This is a genomic window from Baekduia sp. Peel2402 (assembly GCF_052567285.1).
In genome coordinates this window covers 210,693-227,130 of sequence record NZ_CP199582.1, presented here as the reverse complement: position 1 = coordinate 227,130, position 16,438 = coordinate 210,693, and the positions used below count along the sequence as shown (strand labels likewise).

General features: G+C 69.6%; 14 protein-coding genes. 3 read left to right on the top strand and 11 right to left on the bottom strand.

The window, feature by feature from the left end:
- Positions 1–25: 25 nt before the first annotated feature.
- The 4 genes from sfnG to ACT01A_RS01105 all read right to left on the bottom strand — a co-directional run bounded on the left by sfnG (position 26) and on the right by ACT01A_RS01105 (position 4,507).
- Positions 26–1,141 (bottom strand): dimethylsulfone monooxygenase SfnG, encoded by a 1,116-nt coding sequence (gene sfnG, locus ACT01A_RS01120; protein ID WP_445150397.1) that lies wholly within the window; start codon positions 1,139–1,141, stop codon positions 26–28.
- Positions 1,134–2,267 (bottom strand): LLM class flavin-dependent oxidoreductase, encoded by a 1,134-nt coding sequence (locus tag ACT01A_RS01115; RefSeq protein ID WP_445150396.1) that lies wholly within the window; start codon positions 2,265–2,267, stop codon positions 1,134–1,136. Before ACT01A_RS01115 ends, sfnG begins: the two co-directional genes overlap by 8 nt.
- Positions 2,268–2,289: 22 nt before the next feature.
- On the bottom strand, positions 2,290–3,507 hold the full coding sequence (locus tag ACT01A_RS01110; RefSeq protein WP_445150395.1) for an acyl-CoA dehydrogenase family protein: 1,218 nt from the start codon (positions 3,505–3,507) through the stop codon (positions 2,290–2,292).
- Positions 3,508–3,625: 118 nt separating this feature from the next.
- Positions 3,626–4,507: a flavin reductase gene (locus ACT01A_RS01105; protein ID WP_445150394.1), complete on the bottom strand. Its 882-nt coding sequence runs from the start codon at positions 4,505–4,507 to the stop codon at positions 3,626–3,628.
- A gap of 92 nt (positions 4,508–4,599) precedes the next feature.
- Between ACT01A_RS01105 and ACT01A_RS01100 the strand changes: the two genes are divergently transcribed.
- Positions 4,600–5,175, top strand: a complete 576-nt coding sequence (locus ACT01A_RS01100) for an NADPH-dependent FMN reductase (protein WP_445150393.1) — start codon at positions 4,600–4,602, stop codon at positions 5,173–5,175.
- A 283-nt stretch (positions 5,176–5,458) separates the two neighbouring features.
- Here ACT01A_RS01100 and ACT01A_RS01095 read toward each other — a convergent pair whose 3' ends face one another.
- Genes ACT01A_RS01095 through ACT01A_RS01070 form a run of 6 tightly spaced genes read right to left on the bottom strand, consistent with a single transcriptional unit; the run spans position 5,459 to position 13,890 of the window.
- Positions 5,459–6,943, bottom strand: coding sequence for an MlaD family protein (locus ACT01A_RS01095; protein ID WP_445150392.1), 1,485 nt, complete (start codon positions 6,941–6,943; stop codon positions 5,459–5,461).
- Positions 6,940–8,286 (bottom strand): MlaD family protein, encoded by a 1,347-nt coding sequence (locus ACT01A_RS01090; protein WP_445150391.1) that lies wholly within the window; start codon positions 8,284–8,286, stop codon positions 6,940–6,942. Before ACT01A_RS01090 ends, ACT01A_RS01095 begins: the two co-directional genes overlap by 4 nt.
- Entirely contained in the window at positions 8,287–9,795 is a 1,509-nt protein-coding gene (locus tag ACT01A_RS01085) for an MlaD family protein (protein ID WP_445150390.1), read from the bottom strand. It abuts the gene before it with no gap.
- Positions 9,792–11,237 (bottom strand): MlaD family protein, encoded by a 1,446-nt coding sequence (locus ACT01A_RS01080; RefSeq protein WP_445150389.1) that lies wholly within the window; start codon positions 11,235–11,237, stop codon positions 9,792–9,794. The genes ACT01A_RS01085 and ACT01A_RS01080 overlap by 4 nt, the downstream gene beginning before the upstream one ends.
- On the bottom strand, positions 11,234–12,583 hold the full coding sequence (locus tag ACT01A_RS01075; protein WP_445150388.1) for an MlaD family protein: 1,350 nt from the start codon (positions 12,581–12,583) through the stop codon (positions 11,234–11,236). Before ACT01A_RS01075 ends, ACT01A_RS01080 begins: the two co-directional genes overlap by 4 nt.
- Positions 12,580–13,890, bottom strand: a complete 1,311-nt coding sequence (locus tag ACT01A_RS01070) for an MlaD family protein (protein ID WP_445150387.1) — start codon at positions 13,888–13,890, stop codon at positions 12,580–12,582. The genes ACT01A_RS01075 and ACT01A_RS01070 overlap by 4 nt, the downstream gene beginning before the upstream one ends.
- Before the next feature lie 254 nt (positions 13,891–14,144).
- Between ACT01A_RS01070 and ACT01A_RS01065 the strand changes: the two genes are divergently transcribed.
- Positions 14,145–14,873: a hypothetical protein gene (locus ACT01A_RS01065; RefSeq protein ID WP_445150386.1), complete on the top strand. Its 729-nt coding sequence runs from the start codon at positions 14,145–14,147 to the stop codon at positions 14,871–14,873.
- Positions 14,874–14,984: 111 nt separating this feature from the next.
- Positions 14,985–15,623: a TetR/AcrR family transcriptional regulator gene (locus ACT01A_RS01060; protein WP_445150385.1), complete on the top strand. Its 639-nt coding sequence runs from the start codon at positions 14,985–14,987 to the stop codon at positions 15,621–15,623.
- Positions 15,624–15,677: 54 nt separating this feature from the next.
- On the opposite strand, the gene ACT01A_RS01055 is transcribed toward ACT01A_RS01060, so the two are convergent.
- On the bottom strand, positions 15,678–16,106 hold the full coding sequence (locus ACT01A_RS01055) for a hypothetical protein (RefSeq protein ID WP_445150384.1): 429 nt from the start codon (positions 16,104–16,106) through the stop codon (positions 15,678–15,680).
- Between the last annotated feature and the right edge of the window lie 332 nt (positions 16,107–16,438).

Here is a 16,438-nt window from a genome sequence, read left to right as displayed (position 1 = left end):
GCACCGGCGCGCCCGGCCGGTCCAGTCAGGCGGCGACCCCGAGCTTTTCGCGCTCCAGCTCGCGCACGATCGGCAGCACGTCGCGGCCGAAGCGCTCGACCTCCTCGTGGTAGTGCAGGAAGCCGCCGAGGATCAGGTCGACGCCGAGCTCGCGGTAGGCGACGATCCGCTCGGCGACCTGCTCGGGCGTGCCGATCAGCTGCGTGCGAAAGCCGTCGTTGTACTGGACGAGATCCTCGAAGCTGCTGTCGCTCCACATGCCCTTCTTGTCGCTCGTCGACGCGCCCGCCTGCTGGACGGCGTCACGGAACCCGTGGACCGCCTCGACGTGCGCGTTGGCGATGATCTCGCGCAGCTGCTCGCGCGCCTCGGCCTCGGTGTCGCGGACGATGATGAAGCCGTTGAGCCCGAACTTCGGGCCGCCGTCGGCGCGACCGCTGTCGGCGGCGATCCGGCGCAGGTCGGCGAGCTGCTCGCGGACGCCGTCGAAGTCCTTGCCGTTGGAGAAGTACCAGTCGCTGTAGCGGCCGCCGTTCTCGCGCGCGGCGGAGGAGTTCCCGCCCTGGAAGATCTCCGGGTGGGGCCTCCCCTCCCACTCCAGCGGCTTGGGCTTCAGCACGAAGTCGCGGATCCGGTAGAAGTCGCCGGCGAACTGCGCGCCGACGCTCTCGTCGGCCGTCCAGATCTCCTTCAACACCTGGATGAACTCGGCAGAACGCCGGTAGCGCTCGTCGTGCTCCAGCCACGGCTCGCCGAGCTGGCGGAACTCGTCCTTGAACCAGCCGCTGACCACGTTGACCGCAACACGGCCGTTGCTGAGGTGATCGGCGGTCGCCAGCCACTTGGCCAGCACGCCCGGCTGCCAGAAGCCCGGGTGCACGGCGGCGATCAGCTTCAACTTGGTGGTCGCCAACAGCAGCGCGAGGCTGAACGACGTCGACTCGTGCTGGAACTCCGCGCCGTAGGACGCCGTGTAGCGGACCTGCGAGAGCGCGTACTCGAAGCCCGCGCGCTCGGCGATCAGCGCCAGCTCCTTGTTGTACTCATAGCTCCAGTCGGTGCGCTGCTCGATCGTGGAGGTCACCAGGCCGCCGCTGACGTTGGGCACCCAGTAGGCGAACTTCAGCGCTTCATCAGACATGTGTTGGGGTCCTTGCTTCGTCGTCGATCAGTCCTCGGCGGCGCAGCTCCGGGATGACGCCCTCGCCGACGCGATAGGCCTCCTCCAGGTGCGGATAGCCCGACAAGATGAACTCGTCGATGCCGAGGTCGTGGTACTCCTCGATGCGGTCGGCGACCTGCTGGTGGCTCCCGACCAGCGCCGTCCCAGCGCCCCCGCGGACCAGGCCGACGCCCGCCCACAGGTTGGGTGCGATCTCGAGCGCGTCGGTGCGCCCGTCGTGCAGCGCGGTCATGCGCCGTTGTCCTTCAGATTGAGATGCGCGCTGGACCTCCTGGGCCCGCGCGATGTCCTCCGGATCGAGCCCGGCGAGCAGCCGATGGGCCTCCGCCCACGCCTCCTCCGACGTGTCGCGCGTGATCGCGTGCAAGCGGATGCCGAAGCGCAGCTCGCGACCTTCGCGTGCTGCCGCCTCCCGCACCCGAGCAAGCTTCTCGGCGACCTGGGCAGGCGGCTCGCCCCACGTCAGGTAGACGTCGGCGTAGCGCGCGGCCACGTCGATCGCCTCCGGGGACGAGCCGCCCAGGTAGATGTCCGGCCATTGGGGCGGGGACACCAGCTTGGCGCCGCGGATGTCGTAGTACTTGCCTTCGTAGTCGACGGTCTCGCCGGTCCAGAGGCGGCGCACGATGTCCAAGAACTCGCCGGCGCGGGCGTAGCGCTCACTCTTGCCGGCGTGGTCGCCGAAGCGCTGCTGCTCGGCGTCGTCGCCGCCGGTGACGACGTTCAGCAGCAGGCGACCACCGGAGATCCGCTGGTAGGTGGCCGCCTGCTGCGCGCTCAACGTCGGGGACTGCAAGCCCGGGCGGAAGGCCACCAGGAACTGGAAGCGCTCCGTGACCTGCGTCAGCCCGGCGGTGAGCACCCATCCGTCCTCGCACCAGCTACTGGTGGGGGTCAGCGCGGCGCGGAACCCGAGCTGCTCGGCCGACCGGGCGATCTGCCCGATGTAGCCGATGTCCGGGGCCCGCTCCACTCCGCCCGTGTCGGTGACGCGCGAGCCGGACACGCCGACGGCGTTGCCGAGCGACAGGTCGGCGCGCGAATCGCCGTTGGTGGGCAGGAACCAGTGGAGGACGACGGGCAAGGTGTAGGCCTTCTGTCGGGGCTTATCGATAGAGCGAGAACTCGGGCGCGCGATGGTTGAGCGCCCAGTCGCCGACCTCGCGCGCCTTGTAGGCGACGGGGTCGTGGACGGTGTGGGTGCGGACGTTGCGCCAGTGGCGGTCGAAGCCGTAGGCGGCGGTGGTGGCGCGGGAGCCCTGGATCTCGAACAGGCGGCTCGTCGCGTCGAGGGCGGTCTTCGTCGTGACGACCTTCGCCTCGTAGACGGCGACGGCGGCTTCGGCGCGCTCGTCCTCCGTGAGGGCGGGCCCGACGTCCAGCGCGCTCTGCAGCGCGTCGCCAGCGCGGTCGGCCAGCAGCGCGGCGGCGCGGACGCTCGCCGTGATCTCCCCGACCGTCTCCAGGATGTAGGGGTCGTCGGTGGCACGCTCGACGCCCGAGGTCTCCCACGGGGCGGCGTTCGCGCGGGTCCACTCCAGCGCCTCGGCGATCGCACCCTCGGCGGTGCCGATGTAGAAGTTCACGAACGCCAGCTGCCAGTGCGGCGTGACGAGCGTCTGGTACGGCGTCAGCGTGCGGCCCTTGATCGGGTCCGCGCCGAGGATCTCGTCGCGCTCGACGCGCACGTCGAGCAGCTCGACGCCGCCGGAGTCGGTGAGGCGCTGGCCGATGTTGTCCCAGTCCCTGAGCGCCGTGAAGCCCTCGCGGGAGCCCGGTAGGGACACGAACGCCAGCTCACCGTCGTAGTCGGCGGTGACCGAGAGCACGTCGCCCAGCGACGCGCCGGACGCGAACGTCCGCCGGCCGTTCAGCCGGAACGAGCCGTCGGGCGCCTCGCTCAACGTGATCGCGCTGCCGCCGCGCGGGTTCTGGATCCCGCCCCAGAAGAGCCGCTGCTCGCCGTTGCGGCGCGACTGGGCGTCGGCCTGCTCCGGGGTGCCGAAGAGCCGCGCGACCCGGGTCTGGGCGTAGTGGTAACCGAGCAGGTGGGCGATCGAGGTGTCGCCGCGGGCGATCCGGCGCACGAGTTGGGCGGCCTCGGCGTAGTTGAGGTCCGAGCCGCCGTAGGCGATCGGCTCCTGGACCTGGAGCAGGTCGTTCTCGCGCAACAGCTCGATCTCGCTGCGGGGAGTCTCGTTGGCGCGGTCGCGCTCGGCGGCGGTGGCGCGCAATTGGATGGCGAGGCGATCGGCGGTGGCCAGGAGCGAGTCGTAGAGCGCGCCGGTCTTCGCCGGCGCAGCGGTGGTCGTGGTGATGGACATGCGGATGGGTCTCCTAAGGAAGTGGTGGTGATTGCGTTGCTCGTCGTTCGTCCGTCCTTGAGGGACGCCGGCCCGCGCCGCCGGAGCGCGCGGGGACGGCGCCCCGCGGTACAGCGCCTCATGCCACCGCCTCCAACAGCTCGGGATCGCGCAGCCCCAGCCGCGCGACGGCCTCGCGTACCGCGGCGCGCTCGGACTCGGTCGGCGGCGGCTCGGTCCCGCCCATGCAGCACTTGCCAAAGCCCAGGGCGCTGTCGCGGTGGTAGACGATCACGCCCGGGCGGCCGGAGCCTTCGATGTCGCGTACCGCGGCGTGCAGCCGCTCCCGGCCCTTGCAGACCTGGCTGCCGAGGGCGTCGCCGAGCAGGCAGCCGCGGTGGACGTACAACAACGCGTTGACGCTGCGATGCGCCGCGCCGATCACGACGGCGACGCTCGCCTCGACCGTCCCGCCGTCGTCCAGCGCGACCATGCGGAAGGCGCCCAGCGCCGACGGCAGGGCGATCTCGACGGACTCCGCCGCGACCTCGGACGGCTCCACCGTCGCCGCATCCTCACCGAGCGTGGCGTATCGACCGCGGTAGAACAGCAGCGGCTCCTCGTGCTCGTCGGGATGCGACACCGCGACGACGCGGCCGATGACGATGACGTGGTCGCCGCCCTCGGCCAGCTCGTGGGTGACGCACTCGACCGTCGCCAGCGACGCGTCGAGCACGGGCACGCCGTCCGGCAGGCGGTGCCCGACGCCGTCCCACGTCTCCGGCCGCGCCTTCTTCGCAAAGCGGTCCGAGAGCTCGCGCTGGTCCGCGCCGAGCAGGTTGATGGTGAACTTCCCGGTCTGGCGCAGCGCTTCCAGCGTCTCGGACTCCCGACGCAGGCAGGCGAGGACCAGCGGTGGATCCAGCGAGACCGAGGAGATCGCGTTCGCCGTCGTCCCGAACGGCCGTCCGCTCACGTCTGCGGCGGTGACGATCGAGACACCCGTCGCGAAATGCCCCATAGCATTCCGCAGGTCGTCCGACCGGACGAACCGCGGTGCGACCCGCTCGAGCTGGTCCACATTCCCCATAAGCTTGATAGACATTAGCACGTATGCCCACCACGCCATCGACCTTGACCGTGCTCCTCGGCAGCGTCACGCCTCCGGGCCGCCTGCACCGCGCGATCTCCACCGCGACCGACCGCGCCGCGGAGCGCCACGCCGGCCTTGTCGTCACCACCTTCGACCTCGCCGAACTCGAGATCCCCTACGCCGACGGGGCGCCGCCCACCGGCGACACCGCCCGCGTGATCGAGACGGTGAGCACCGCCTCCGCCGTCCTCCTCGCGACGCCGATCTACCGTGGCTCGCTGACCGGTTCGTTGAAGAACCTCATCGACCACATCCCGGTCCCCGCCCTGCGCGACACCCCCACCGCGCTCGCGACCATGGGCGCCTCCGACCACCACTTCCTCGGCGCCGACCGCCACCTGCGCGACATCCTCACCTTCTTCGGCGCCCTCGTCACGCCGACGTCGGCCTACCTCACCTCCCGCGACTTCACCGACGGCGTACCGGGCGACGACGCCGTCTCGCGCCTGGACGCCCTCATCGACGCCGTCCTCCGGCTCGCCACGCTCGGCGACGAGCCCTTCGGCCCGCCACCCATCGGCGCCGGCCGCGGCTGATCCAGCAGCGAGCGTCGCTCTTTGCTCAGCGCGCTCGCGCGAGCGGCGCAGCGGTCGAGGACGCGACAAAACCAGGAAGCCTGCCCTCGGGGGTGGGCAGGCCTCCCGGTGATGTCCCCCTTCCGCGCTGCCCGAACCGAGTGGCGCCCCACGCGCCTATGTGTGGCCGGACGAGCGGAAGGTCTGCTGCGAGGGAGTCTCGTGCCGGTCCAGACACGATCCCGTCTCTCGATCGATATGACACCAGACCCGGGGGTCCGTGTCAACCGATTTCGATCGGTTTCTACGGCTCAGCGCGAAGCTGCGGGAAGGCCGTGGAGTGGCCCGCGTAGTTGCCCTGAATCTTGCAGGAGGGAGCCTTGACGGCGTTGCGATCAGCGGTCCGGAAGATGATCGGCTGGATGAGCGGCGCGAACGCTGCGGGGTCTGCCGTCGTCGGGATGTCGGGGTTGCCGACCGGGCACGGACCGTCCCCGAAGATGCTGGCACCGGACTTCAGGCCTTCGACCAGCGAACCGGGCGCCGGGTACGGGTTGTCGCGGGTCGTGCCGATCTGACGCGGGTAGTAGGTGAGCGACTCGGGGTTGAGCGTCTGGGACGCCTTGAGGTAGTGGACGAAGCCCTTGCCCTGAGGCAGCGTCTGGCCGCCGATGTCGTAGCCCTGGGTGACCGCGGTCATGTTCCCGAGGAAGCCCGTGACCTCGCGCTTGTTCTCCCCGACGTAATCCACGATCGGGTTCAGGTTCTGCAGGAACGGCGAGAAGTCGCCGAAGACCGGCGGCAGGTTCTTCAGGATCCGATTCAGCGCCGGCAGCCCCTTCTCGGAGGCGTCGATGACCGGCTGGAGCTGGGTGAACAGGCCGCGGAACTCCGGCGCCGAGTCCTCCAGCGCGGAGAACGCCGGATCGGCCTCGGTCGCCACGTTCTGCAACATCTTGATCGCCGGCAGCGCGTCCTTGCCGAAGGCGGTGAACTTCGGCAGCAGCGCGGTGCTCTCGCGCTCAAAGCGCGGCAGCTCGCGCAGGACCGCCCCGAGCTTCTCGTTGCGGGCGTCCGTGATCGCGAACAGCTGCTGCGAATCGGACACCAGCCCGCGCAGCTCACCCTCGCGCTGGCTCAGCGCGTCGAAGATCTCGCCGGTCTGCGCGACGGCCTTCGAGGTCGCGGCCTTCTGATCGTCGAGCACCGTCGTCAGCTGGTCGAGCTTGTCGACCACCCCCGGCAGCTCGCCGAAGATCGCGTTGATGTCCGCGCCGCGGCCGTCGACCGCCTGTGAGCCGGCCTGCATCCACGTCTGGAACGCCTTGCGCGTCTTGGCGTCGAACGTCGACAGGATCTCGTCCAGTTCGACCGTCGGCGCCACGTGGCCCGGGTCCAGCGTGCCGCCGTCGGCGACCATCTTGCCCTTGCGGTTGCCCGGCGTGAGCTCGACGTAGGTCTCCCCCAGCAGCGACTTCACGCGCAGGATCGCCCGCGAGTCGACGGGCAGCGGCGCGAACTCGCGCTTGATCTCCAGCGTCGCGTCCGTCCGGTTCTCAGACGGATCCAACTTGATGACCTTGCCGATGTTGACGCCCGCGATGCGCACGTCGGACTGGCTGGCCAGCTGCGTCGCCTCGGGGAACGCGATGTGGAGCTGGTAGCCCCGCGGCTTCAGCGGCGACGAGCCGCCGAAGGCCATCCACAGGTAGAGGCACGCGGCGAAGCTCGACAGCGCGAAGAGCGCCATCACCGCGATGCGACCGAGGGTGGGAGCGGTCTTGATCATCCGACGATCTCGTCCTTGCTGCAGACGTCATTGACCCGCGGTGCCCCGAGCAGCTGCAGGACGCCGGTCAGCGTGTCGTTGCGCTGCTTCTTGCCGGTCAAGATGCTCTCGACGAAGTTCAGCCCGTCGCAGTTGATGAGCACCAACGTGTGGCGCACCGGACCGATGCCGTCCTGGGACGCCATCACCGAGTTGGTGTTGTGCGCGGCCCACGGCAGGTAATACAGGTAGCTCTTCCCGTGCACCCCGTCGCCCGGCGGGTCATGCGCCAGCTCGTTGAGCAGGTTGTTGAGCATGTCGGTCGTCGTGTCGAGATGCGGGATCGCCTTGCCGAACTTGCCCGCCGCCGGCACGAGCTCCTTCGCCGTCGGCTGCGCCTCGCGGGTGAACGGGCGGATCTGCTTCTCGATGACCGGCGTCGTCTTCTTGAAGAACGTCTGGCTCTGCTTCAGCGACGGCCCGAGCGACTTGGCGGCCGGCTGGAGCGCGGTCAGGCCCGTGTTCATCGACGTCCCGAGCTTGTCCAACTTGGTCAGCGCGCTGTCGGCCTTCTTCAGCGTGGCCGGCAGCAGCTCCAGCGTCTCACCAAGGTTGTCGTTCTGGGCGGCGAAACGGCGGAAGACCGCGGCGCTGCTGTTGGTGAACTGCCGCAGGTCCTGGTCGCGATCGCCGAGCTCCTGGGCGATCAGCGACAGGTTGCCCATCAGCCGCCGCAGCTTCACGCGGCGCTTCGAGACGTAGCGGCTGGCCTGCTCGGAGTGGCGCGACAGCGGCTCCAGGCGCTTCAGCGTCGCCGCCAGGTTGCGGCCGTTGCCATCCTTCAGCGCCACACCGGCGTTCGCCAGCAGCCCGACCAAAGCATCGCGCGTGTCGAGGTCGAGCCCCGCGAGGATCTGGTCGAGGTTGACGTCCGGGTTGGTGCTCCCGATGCCGAGCGTGTCGCCGTCCTTCAGCTCGGGCCCCTTCTTGCCGGGGTCCAGCTCGGCGATCATGTCCTTCAACCCGGTCTTGGGACGCAGCAGCAGCGTCGCGTCCGGATGGACGTGCCCGTGATCGGCCTCGAGCCTGAGCTTGAGGACCGCCCTGCCGTTCTTGAGCTTCGCCCCGGCGATCTCGCCGACCTTCACGCCGGCGATCGTCACCGCGTTGCCCTGCCCAGGCAGCACGCCAGCCGCGGTCTCGAACTCGGCGTTGACGTAGAAGTACTCCTGACCCAACCCCGGGACCCACGCCGGCCACGGGATGCGCTGGTGGGAGAGCAGGTATGCGCCGACCGCCAGGCCGACGGCGACCATTCCGACGAGCCAGAGGAAGTTCGGCAGCTGCTTGCGGACGCCGCGCATCTAGTTGCCCCCGCCGCCGTTCTCGACGGCGTCCGGATCGGGAGCGGCCGCGTTGGCGGCCTGACCATCGGCGGGGCCCTTGGAGGCGGCGTCGTTGATCGTCGGGACCGGGTTGTCCTTGCACGCCACCGAGCGGTTATACGGCGGCAGCTTGTTGCCGTACGCCGGGCGCGTCATCAACGGCTCCAGCGTCGGCTTGCCGATGTAGGGCAACCCGGTGAAGTTGGTCTTGCCCGTCCGGATCGTCTTCTCGCCTCCGGACGCCTGCAACCGCAAGAACCCGCCGTTGCCGTCGAAGCCCCCGCCCTCAGCGGCCATGCCGACCAAGGAGTGGAAGAACTCCTTGTAGTTCTCCTGGCCCGTCGAGAGCGCGCCGTCGTCGACCTTCAGGTTGCCCGTCGGGATCAGCACGTCGGTCGCGCAGCGGTTGACCAGGTCGATGCTCGGCAGCCACTCGCGCGTGGCGTGCCCGAGCTTGGCGAGGTTCGAGGTGGCGGGCTGCAACTCGTCGAGCAGGCCGCCCAGCTCCTCGTCGCTCAGCAGCGGCTTGGCCTGGGCGATCCAGGGCTCGGCCGCCGTGACCGTCGCGGGCACCTCGTTCAGCGTGACGGCGAGCTCTCGGGAGTACTTGCGCAGGGACGGCAGCCCCGCGTTGAGCGTCGTGAAGGCCTGTGACGCGTGCTTCACGGTCGGCCCCAGCTGCTGGACGACCGTCCGCAGCTCGGCGGAATGGGCGGCGGTTACGCCGAGCGTCTTGTTGAAGTCCACGACGAAGTCCGCGAGGTCATCCTGCTCGTCGGCCAAGGCGGTGAACGCCTTCGTCACGTTCTTGACCGTCTTGGACAGGTCGTGCGGATGCGGACCCTGCAGGGCACCGAAGACCTGCGCGCTCTGCTTCAGCGAGCGCGGGCTGGTCTTCAGCGCCTCGTTGAGCGCCTGGCCGCCGCTCATGCCGCGCACCGCCGGATCCTGGACCGCGTCCTCTGCGGCCGTCGGCTTGGCGTTGAACGTGTCGCCGAGACCCTGGAGCGTGTCCTGCAGCGATGCGCGCGAGTCGGACTGCAGCGCGGTGAGCACTTGGTCCAACTGGGTCGGGGTCGCCGTCTGCGAGATCGGGATCAGCCCGCGGTCGTCGAGCTTGCCGGTCCCTGGCGTGCCCGGCTGCAGGTCGACGTAGAAGTTGCCCTCGAGGAACAGCCGCGGCCGGATCTTGACCGTCGCGTCGCGATGGATCGGCTGGCCGTTGTCGTTGATCCGCAGCGTGACGACCGCGAGGTCGGTCTTCTTGTAGCGGCCCATCTTCACGACCTCGCCGACCTGGACGCCGGCGATTCGCACCGGCGACTTCGGGCGCAGCAGGTTGGAGCTCTTGACGACGGCCTGGATCTCGAAGTGATGGCGCAGCGGGATCGCCTTCGTGAACCCGAAGTACGTCAGGATCGCGGCGAGGAACAGCGTCAGCAGCCCGGCGCGTACCGGCGACATGCCGAGGTTGTGGTTGCGCCTCACTTGACGTTCTCCGGTCGCGTCGTCTTGTCGACCACGGTGCCCTGGTCACCGGGCACGTTGCCGATCGACAGGCCCTTCGGGTAGTTGAGGATCTCGTTGCCCGCCTCGCACTCGCGCGTCTGACCGGGCGAGGCCGTGTTCGGGTACGGGTTGCTGCGCAGGATCGAGTCGCCCTTCCCTGCTTGGTCCTTAAGGTCGGGCGGGCTATTGGCAGGGACGTCCGACGGCCCGACCTCGCTGCCCGCGACCTGCGGGTTCAGCATCGGCGTGGCGCGCAGCATCGATCCGACGACGTCGCTCTCCGAGAGCATGCTGCCGACGTTGCGCAGCAGCAGGGAGACGTAGTTGCAGGTCGTCTGCGCGGGCGTCACATAGGAGACGAGCGGGTCGAGCAGGTCGGAGGTGCGCGTCAGGCGCGTGAGCAGCGGCAGGACGCGCTCGTCGTTGACGAAGCCGTCGACCACGTTCAGCGTGTCGACCAACCGCTCGTTGAGCTGCGGCGAGTTGCGCAGGGCCGGGACGCCGGCCCGCAGCGCCGGGGCGAGGTCGACCGAGGCGTTGGCGAACGAGCGCAGCGGGCGCTTCAGTCGGCGGAACAGCTCGGTGGTCTCGTCGGTGAACTCCGCCTGCGCCGGCAGCTCGCGCGTGGCGGTGTCGAGCGCGACTGGACCGCCGGCGATCGCCGCCTCCAACGCCGAGGTGTTGTCGGAGAAGGCCTTGAACGTCTGCGCCAGGTTGGTGAATAGCTGGCCCTGGATGCCGGCGATCGGGGCGACCTCGGCGGCCGACTGCGCGAGCGCCGGGAACAGCTTGTCCAACTTGGTCGCGGTCGCGTTGAGGTTCTCCAGCGCCGGGCCGGCGTGCTCCAACGCCGGGTTGAGGTCGCGCAGGGCGCTGTTGATGTCGCCGCCGCGCCCGGCAAACGCCGTGCCGTACTCGAGCAGGTTGTCGGCCGAGCCCTCGCGCGTGGGCTCGTCGTAGGTGTTGAACCAGTCGTCGATGTCGACCGGGCGGACCGGCTCTCGCGGCGCCGTGATCGTGCCGCCCTGCGGGATCGTCCGCGTCGCCTTGCCGCGGTTGATCACGAGGTACTTCAGGCCCAGCGGCGACTTCGGGCGGATGGCGACCGTGCTGTCGACCGGCAGGTGGTCGGACTTGTCCTCCAGCGCCAGCTCCATGCGCGCGCCCGTCGTGCCGTCGGCGCGGGCGAAGCCGGTGATCTTGCGGACCATGCCGACGCGATCGCCGCCGATCCGGACCTCGTTGCCCGCGATCAGGCCCGCCGAGTTGGGCACCACCACGTCGACCGAGTAGGTCGGCACGAACGGCAGCCCGTGGTTGGCGTTGTAGGACAAGAAGACCGCGACGATCGTCACCAGCACGGTGACGCCACCGATCAGGATCGGGTTCGCGGCGATCGAGTTGTTGCGCCGGCGGTTCACTTGCCGTCGCCCATCAGGTAGCCGAGCAGCGCGGAGGAGGTCTTGGCGCGGGCGGCCGAGGCGTCGTCCTCGGAGCCTTCCTCCGGCGGGATGAACTGCATGCTGCAGGCGCCGAGGTCCTCAAAGGCCGGGGAGCGGTCCACGCACGAGTTGAACCCGAGCGCCGTCCGCGTGTAATGCCCCGACGAGTCCTCGCCGTTGATCGCCCCCACGTAGAAGTAGATCAACCGCATCAGGCTCTCGATGCTGCCGGTCTGGTCGAGGCTCGTCGACAGCTTCGCGAGGTTCTCGCCGACCGGCTCCAGCGACGTGCCGAGCTTGTTGATCTGCTGGGCGTCCTTCAGCAACGCCGGGAATGTATTGCGGCCCTGGTCGGCGACCTTGCCCAGCGACGTGAGCGTCGGCGTCCCCTGCTTCAGCGCGGGACCCAGCAGCTCCGTCGCCTCGTTGACCGACGCGGCCTCCGACGCGAAGCCGTCGATCGCCGCCGACGCCTGGTCTGAGAACGCGCCCAGCCGGTCGGTCGCCGGGCCCAATTCCTTCAGGAACGCCGGCAGCTTGGCGAAGTTCGCCTCGAGCGCGTCGCCGTGGCGGGCCGTCGCGGTCCCGGCGTCGCCTGCGTTCTTGATGAACTTCCCGATGTCCGTGCGGCGGTCCGACAACGACGCGAGGATCTCGTCCGAGTCGTCGGTGAGCTTGCCGAGCATCTTGTCCTGGCTCGCGAGCGTCGCGACCAGCTCGTCGGCCTTCTGTAGCACCGGGCTCGCGCGCTTGATCGCCTGGTTGAGCTCCTCGCCGTTGCCCGACACGCCGGCGCCAAGCTCGTTGAGGATCAGCGGCAGCCGCTGGCGCTGGGGCACGCGCATGATGTTCTGCAGCAGGTCGACGCCGACCGGGCTCGAGGTCTGGCCCAGGGGCAGCGGGTGCTGGCCCGCGCCCGGGTCGCCGTCCTTGATCGTCGTCAGCTCCGGTGCCAGCGCCTTCCCCGCGCCGCGCTCCTTGGTCGGGTCGCACTCCACGAACTGCTCGCCGATCAGCGACTGAAGCCCGACGCGACAGGTTGCGTCCTTGCGGAACGGCTTGAAGGCGGGGTCGTCGATCCGCAGCACGACGACCGCGCGGTTCTGAGCGTCGACGTCGAGCGCGTCGATTGAGCCGACGACCACGCCCGCGACCTTGACGTCCTCGCCCGGGATGATGAACGAGGCGTTGTCGAAGGTCGCGCGGACCAGGTACTTGCCCTTGCCGTCCCCGTCGCCACCCGCGCCGAGCGCTGCGCCGACGCAGACGGCCGCGACGAAGACCGCGACGCTGATGACGATCCGACGGCGAAGCGTGGCGCTCATCCGCTTGCCCTCACGGTCTGGGTCGTGTCGCAGTCGGGGTTGGCCAGCGGGCCGTCGTCCACGAACGGGGCCGACCGGTCGGACGGCGCGAACACCGACGTGCCCGGGCAGCGGTTCGTGTTGCCGAACGACAGCGCCGGGTTGGTCCCGCGCTCGGCGGCCGGGCGCGGCGTCAGCGTGCCGCCGCTGCCGTCGTCGTTGAACGTGTAGGCGTTGAAGACCGGCACCGAGCGGATGTAGTGGCCGTTGGCGTCGTAGGTCGCGGCCGCGCGGTCGTAACCGGTGAGCCACCCCACCGCGTCCGGGATGTACGGGCGCGCGAAGGAGAAGATCGGCTGGGAGTCCTTCAGCGCCTTGCGACCGCTGGGGAACGCGCTGTCCGACAGCCGCGCGGTCTCGGGCAGTTCGCGCAGTGTGTCGAGCAAGTCGTTGTAGGCCCCGGGCTGCGAGAACATCTTGCGCAGCTGCGCGAACGTCGGCCCGGTCTCCTGCAGCACCGGGGTCAGGTCGTGCAGCAGCGGCGCCAGGTCCTTCGCGTTGACCTTGGTCGAGTCGCTCAGCTTCTTGAGGTCGGGCAGCGCCTGGCGGAGGGTCACGAACGTGTCCGAGCCCTTGTCCAGCGCGCCGGGCAGGTCGTCGAGCGCCTGCGTCAGCGACGCGGTGTCGGAGGCCAGCGCCGCGGCGGTCTCGCGCGTGTTGGACACCAGGCCGGTGACCGCGTCGCGATGCTCGGCGAGCGCGCTCGTCGCCTGGCTGGCCTTGACGATGAGCTCCTCGAACGCGCCGCTGTCGCGCGTGAGCTCGTCGGCGACGGCGTTGAGCGTCGCCAGCGTCTTCGGGAACTCCTCGGCCGACACGTTGGCTGCGGTCGCGTGTCCGTCGTACCAGGCCGCCGAGCCCTTGATGAAGTCCGCCAGGCCCTTACGGGTCTTGCCGTCCAGCGTGTTGAAGAGCTGGTCGATCTCGACGATCGACGTCGTCTTGTCGCCCTTGATGATCGCGTGGTCGTCGATCACCGGCTTGAACTCCGGCGCCGGGTTGATGTCGACGTAGCGCGATGCCACGCCGGTGAGCCCTTCGGCACGGATCGTCGCCGACGTGCCCTGGTGCAGCGGCCCGTAGGAGTCCTTGATCTTGATGTCGATCTGCGCCTGGTCGTCCTCGCTGAGGCCGACCTTCGTGACCGAGCCCACGCCGGTTCCGCCCACGCGCACGACATCGCCCTTCACCAGCTGACCCGCGCTGGGGAAGATGAGTCGGTACTCGTGGGGATTGCTGCGTAGGAGCAGCCACGCGACCACTCCCACGATGAGCAGGAGAGCAACAATGGCGACCCCACGCGGCGCCCGAGACGGATGGCGGACCGCGGTTGAGATGGCGGCAATGTACACGCCGTCGTTTTCGGGGGCAAAAGTGAACCGTCGCACCCCCCTCCGGCGCTTCACGATCCTGCGCAACTTCCGCGCCGGAATCGAGTTGATATTGCAGACACGTCTGTTTGCGTACGTCCGGCGAAGCCGTTACGGTGCCCGACGTCGCAGAAACAATGAGGAGAGCACCGATGCGCAAGTTCTTGATCCCGACCACCGTGGCCGCTGTCCTGGCCGTCGGCGTGGTCGAGGTCGCCACGACGATCGCTCAGGACGAGGGTCCGACGAAGATCTCCGTGAAGGCCACCGCCACGCCGAACAACGGCGGGTCCAAGGCCAAGCCGCAGGGCCACAAGCTCACCACGAAGGTCACGGTCACGACGACCGGCGACGTCGACCACCCGATCGTCCAGAGCGGCGTGATCTACGTCCCCAAGGGCGCGAAGTACCAGGGCGAGAAGTACACGAAGTGCGCCTCGGCCACGCTGGCCCGTGGTGGCCCCGACGCCTGCCCGGCGAAGTCGATCATCGGCAAGGGCTCCGGCTCCGCGAACGCCGACACGGTCGAGGCCGGCCCGAAGGTCGTCATCGTCAACGGCGGCAAGAACCTGCTCCTGGGCTACGTCACGCTCCAGCGCCCCGCGCGCGTGCGCGCCGTCGTCCCGGCCAAGCTGACCCCGCAGAGCGGGAAGTGGGCCTACAAGGTCAGCTTCTCGATCCCGCAGTCGCTGCAGGTCGTCGCGGGCATCCCGATCACGCTCAACAACGCGACGCTCACCGCCGGCTACACGAAGGCCGCCAGGGACATCCTCGCCACGACGTCGTGTGGCGCCGGCAACAAGTGGCCGTTCCAGGTCGACACCAAGCTCAGCACGGGCGCGACGGCGTCCTACACGGACTCCGTCAAGTGCAGGAAGTAGCAGTAGCAGTCCGTCCGCCCCAATAGGGCCGGACGTAGCGCGGAGCTCCGGGGACCGAGCCAGCTCGGTCCCCGGAGCCGCGAATTGCTCACAGATCAGGGAAGGTCGATCGTGCCCACCGCCACCGCGCTTGCTGAGCTCACCCGCCCCGTCGTCCTTCGCGATGGGGCCGCTGCCGTTCCGAGCAGCTGGCCGCCCGTCGCCAAGAGCCGGCTCCTCGCCGCCATGGCGCAGCGAGCCGCCATCACAGGCTTTCTGGACGTCACGGTCGACGACGTGATCGTCGCCGCCCGCGCCTCGCGGCGCACGTTCTACGAGCACTTCTCCAACCGCGAGGAGTGCATGTACGCCGCCTACGACGCGATCCGCGACGACGCGATGCGGATCGTCGAAGAGGCCGGCCCCGCGCTGGAGCCGTCCCTGACGGCGCTGCTGCGCTACTTCGCCGCCTGGCCCGCGCATGCGCGCGTGCTGTGCATCGACATCCTCGCCGTCGGCCCCGAAGGGCTGGCGCGCCACGAGGCCACGATGGCGCAGCTCGCCGCCGCGATCGTTCGCTACCAGGACCCGCAGGAGCGTCGCGCTCCCGGCGCGTTGCGTCGCGACGACGTCGCGCACGCGGTCCTCGGTGCCGTTCACCGGATCATCCAACGCCGTCTGATCGACGGCCGTCACGCCTCGCTGCCGCGCCTCGCGCCGGCCATCTGCACGCTGCTCGCCGCAGAACGGCGCGCCGCGGTGACGCCGTAGGGCAGCGGCCGGCCGGCGCTCCGTCTCCGGAGCGCCGACCACCCGCCTGAACGATCACGCCGCCAGCGCCACCCGGGGCTCGAAGACCGCGGCCGAGAACGTCACGTCCTCCATCAGCGCCGGAAGCTCCGGCGCCCGGCCCTCGGCGACCAGCGACGTGATCGTGCGGAAGACCGCGCCGACCATCATCTCCAGCGCCAGCTCGGGCAGCAGCTCCTCTTCATCGTCGAGGTGGCGGTCCTGCTCGACCGCCAGCAGCTCGACGTGGCGTGCCCGGAATGCCTCCCGGAGCTCGCACAGCTCCTCGTCGCCGGCCATCGGCGCGACGAAGCACAGGTGCGCGACCGCAGGCTCCGCGGCCAGGCGCTGCAGCAGGCGCTCCAGGCCAGTGCTCAGCTTGTCCGGCCAGGACTGTGCCAGCCGGAACGACGCGGCGTACTCGACGAACAGCTCGTCGGCCGCGCGACGGTAGGCATCGGCCACAGCCGACGACGCACCCTCGGGGCAGTGCCCCGCTGCCACGGACAACGAGACGCCGGCCGCCGTCGCCAAGTGCGACAACGACACCGACTCTCTCCCCGCCAGCAACACCGCAGGCGCAGCCGCGGCACGCAGGCGCCTACAGATGACGCAGTCCGGCGAGCACGTCTGCGCCCCGGACAGGACCTCGCTCAGCATTAGCTCATTCCCCCAAATTCGCTTGCCGGCGGCGCTCCGAGCCGCCGGATCGACCCACACAGAGCCTAAGAGCCACATCATGCACCGTTGTGACGCGTCTTTACCGGTCGGTCCGATCACTGACGTCCGCCTGCTCG

Excerpts from the sequence above, each read along its gene's own strand:
- ACT01A_RS01095 (WP_445150392.1), bottom strand. The coding sequence starts at position 6,943 with ATGATCAAGACCGCTCCCACCCTCGGTCGCATCGCGGTGATGGCGCTC.
- ACT01A_RS01075 (WP_445150388.1), bottom strand. The coding sequence starts at position 12,583 with ATGAGCGCCACGCTTCGCCGTCGGATCGTCATCAGCGTCGCGGTCTTC.
- ACT01A_RS01090 (WP_445150391.1), bottom strand. The coding sequence starts at position 8,286 with ATGCGCGGCGTCCGCAAGCAGCTGCCGAACTTCCTCTGGCTCGTCGGA.
- ACT01A_RS01105 (WP_445150394.1), bottom strand. The coding sequence starts at position 4,507 with ATGGGGCATTTCGCGACGGGTGTCTCGATCGTCACCGCCGCAGACGTG.
- ACT01A_RS01100 (WP_445150393.1), top strand. The coding sequence starts at position 4,600 with ATGCCCACCACGCCATCGACCTTGACCGTGCTCCTCGGCAGCGTCACG.
- ACT01A_RS01065 (WP_445150386.1), top strand. The coding sequence starts at position 14,145 with ATGCGCAAGTTCTTGATCCCGACCACCGTGGCCGCTGTCCTGGCCGTC.
- ACT01A_RS01110 (WP_445150395.1), bottom strand. The coding sequence starts at position 3,507 with ATGTCCATCACCACGACCACCGCTGCGCCGGCGAAGACCGGCGCGCTC.
- sfnG (WP_445150397.1), bottom strand. The coding sequence starts at position 1,141 with ATGTCTGATGAAGCGCTGAAGTTCGCCTACTGGGTGCCCAACGTCAGC.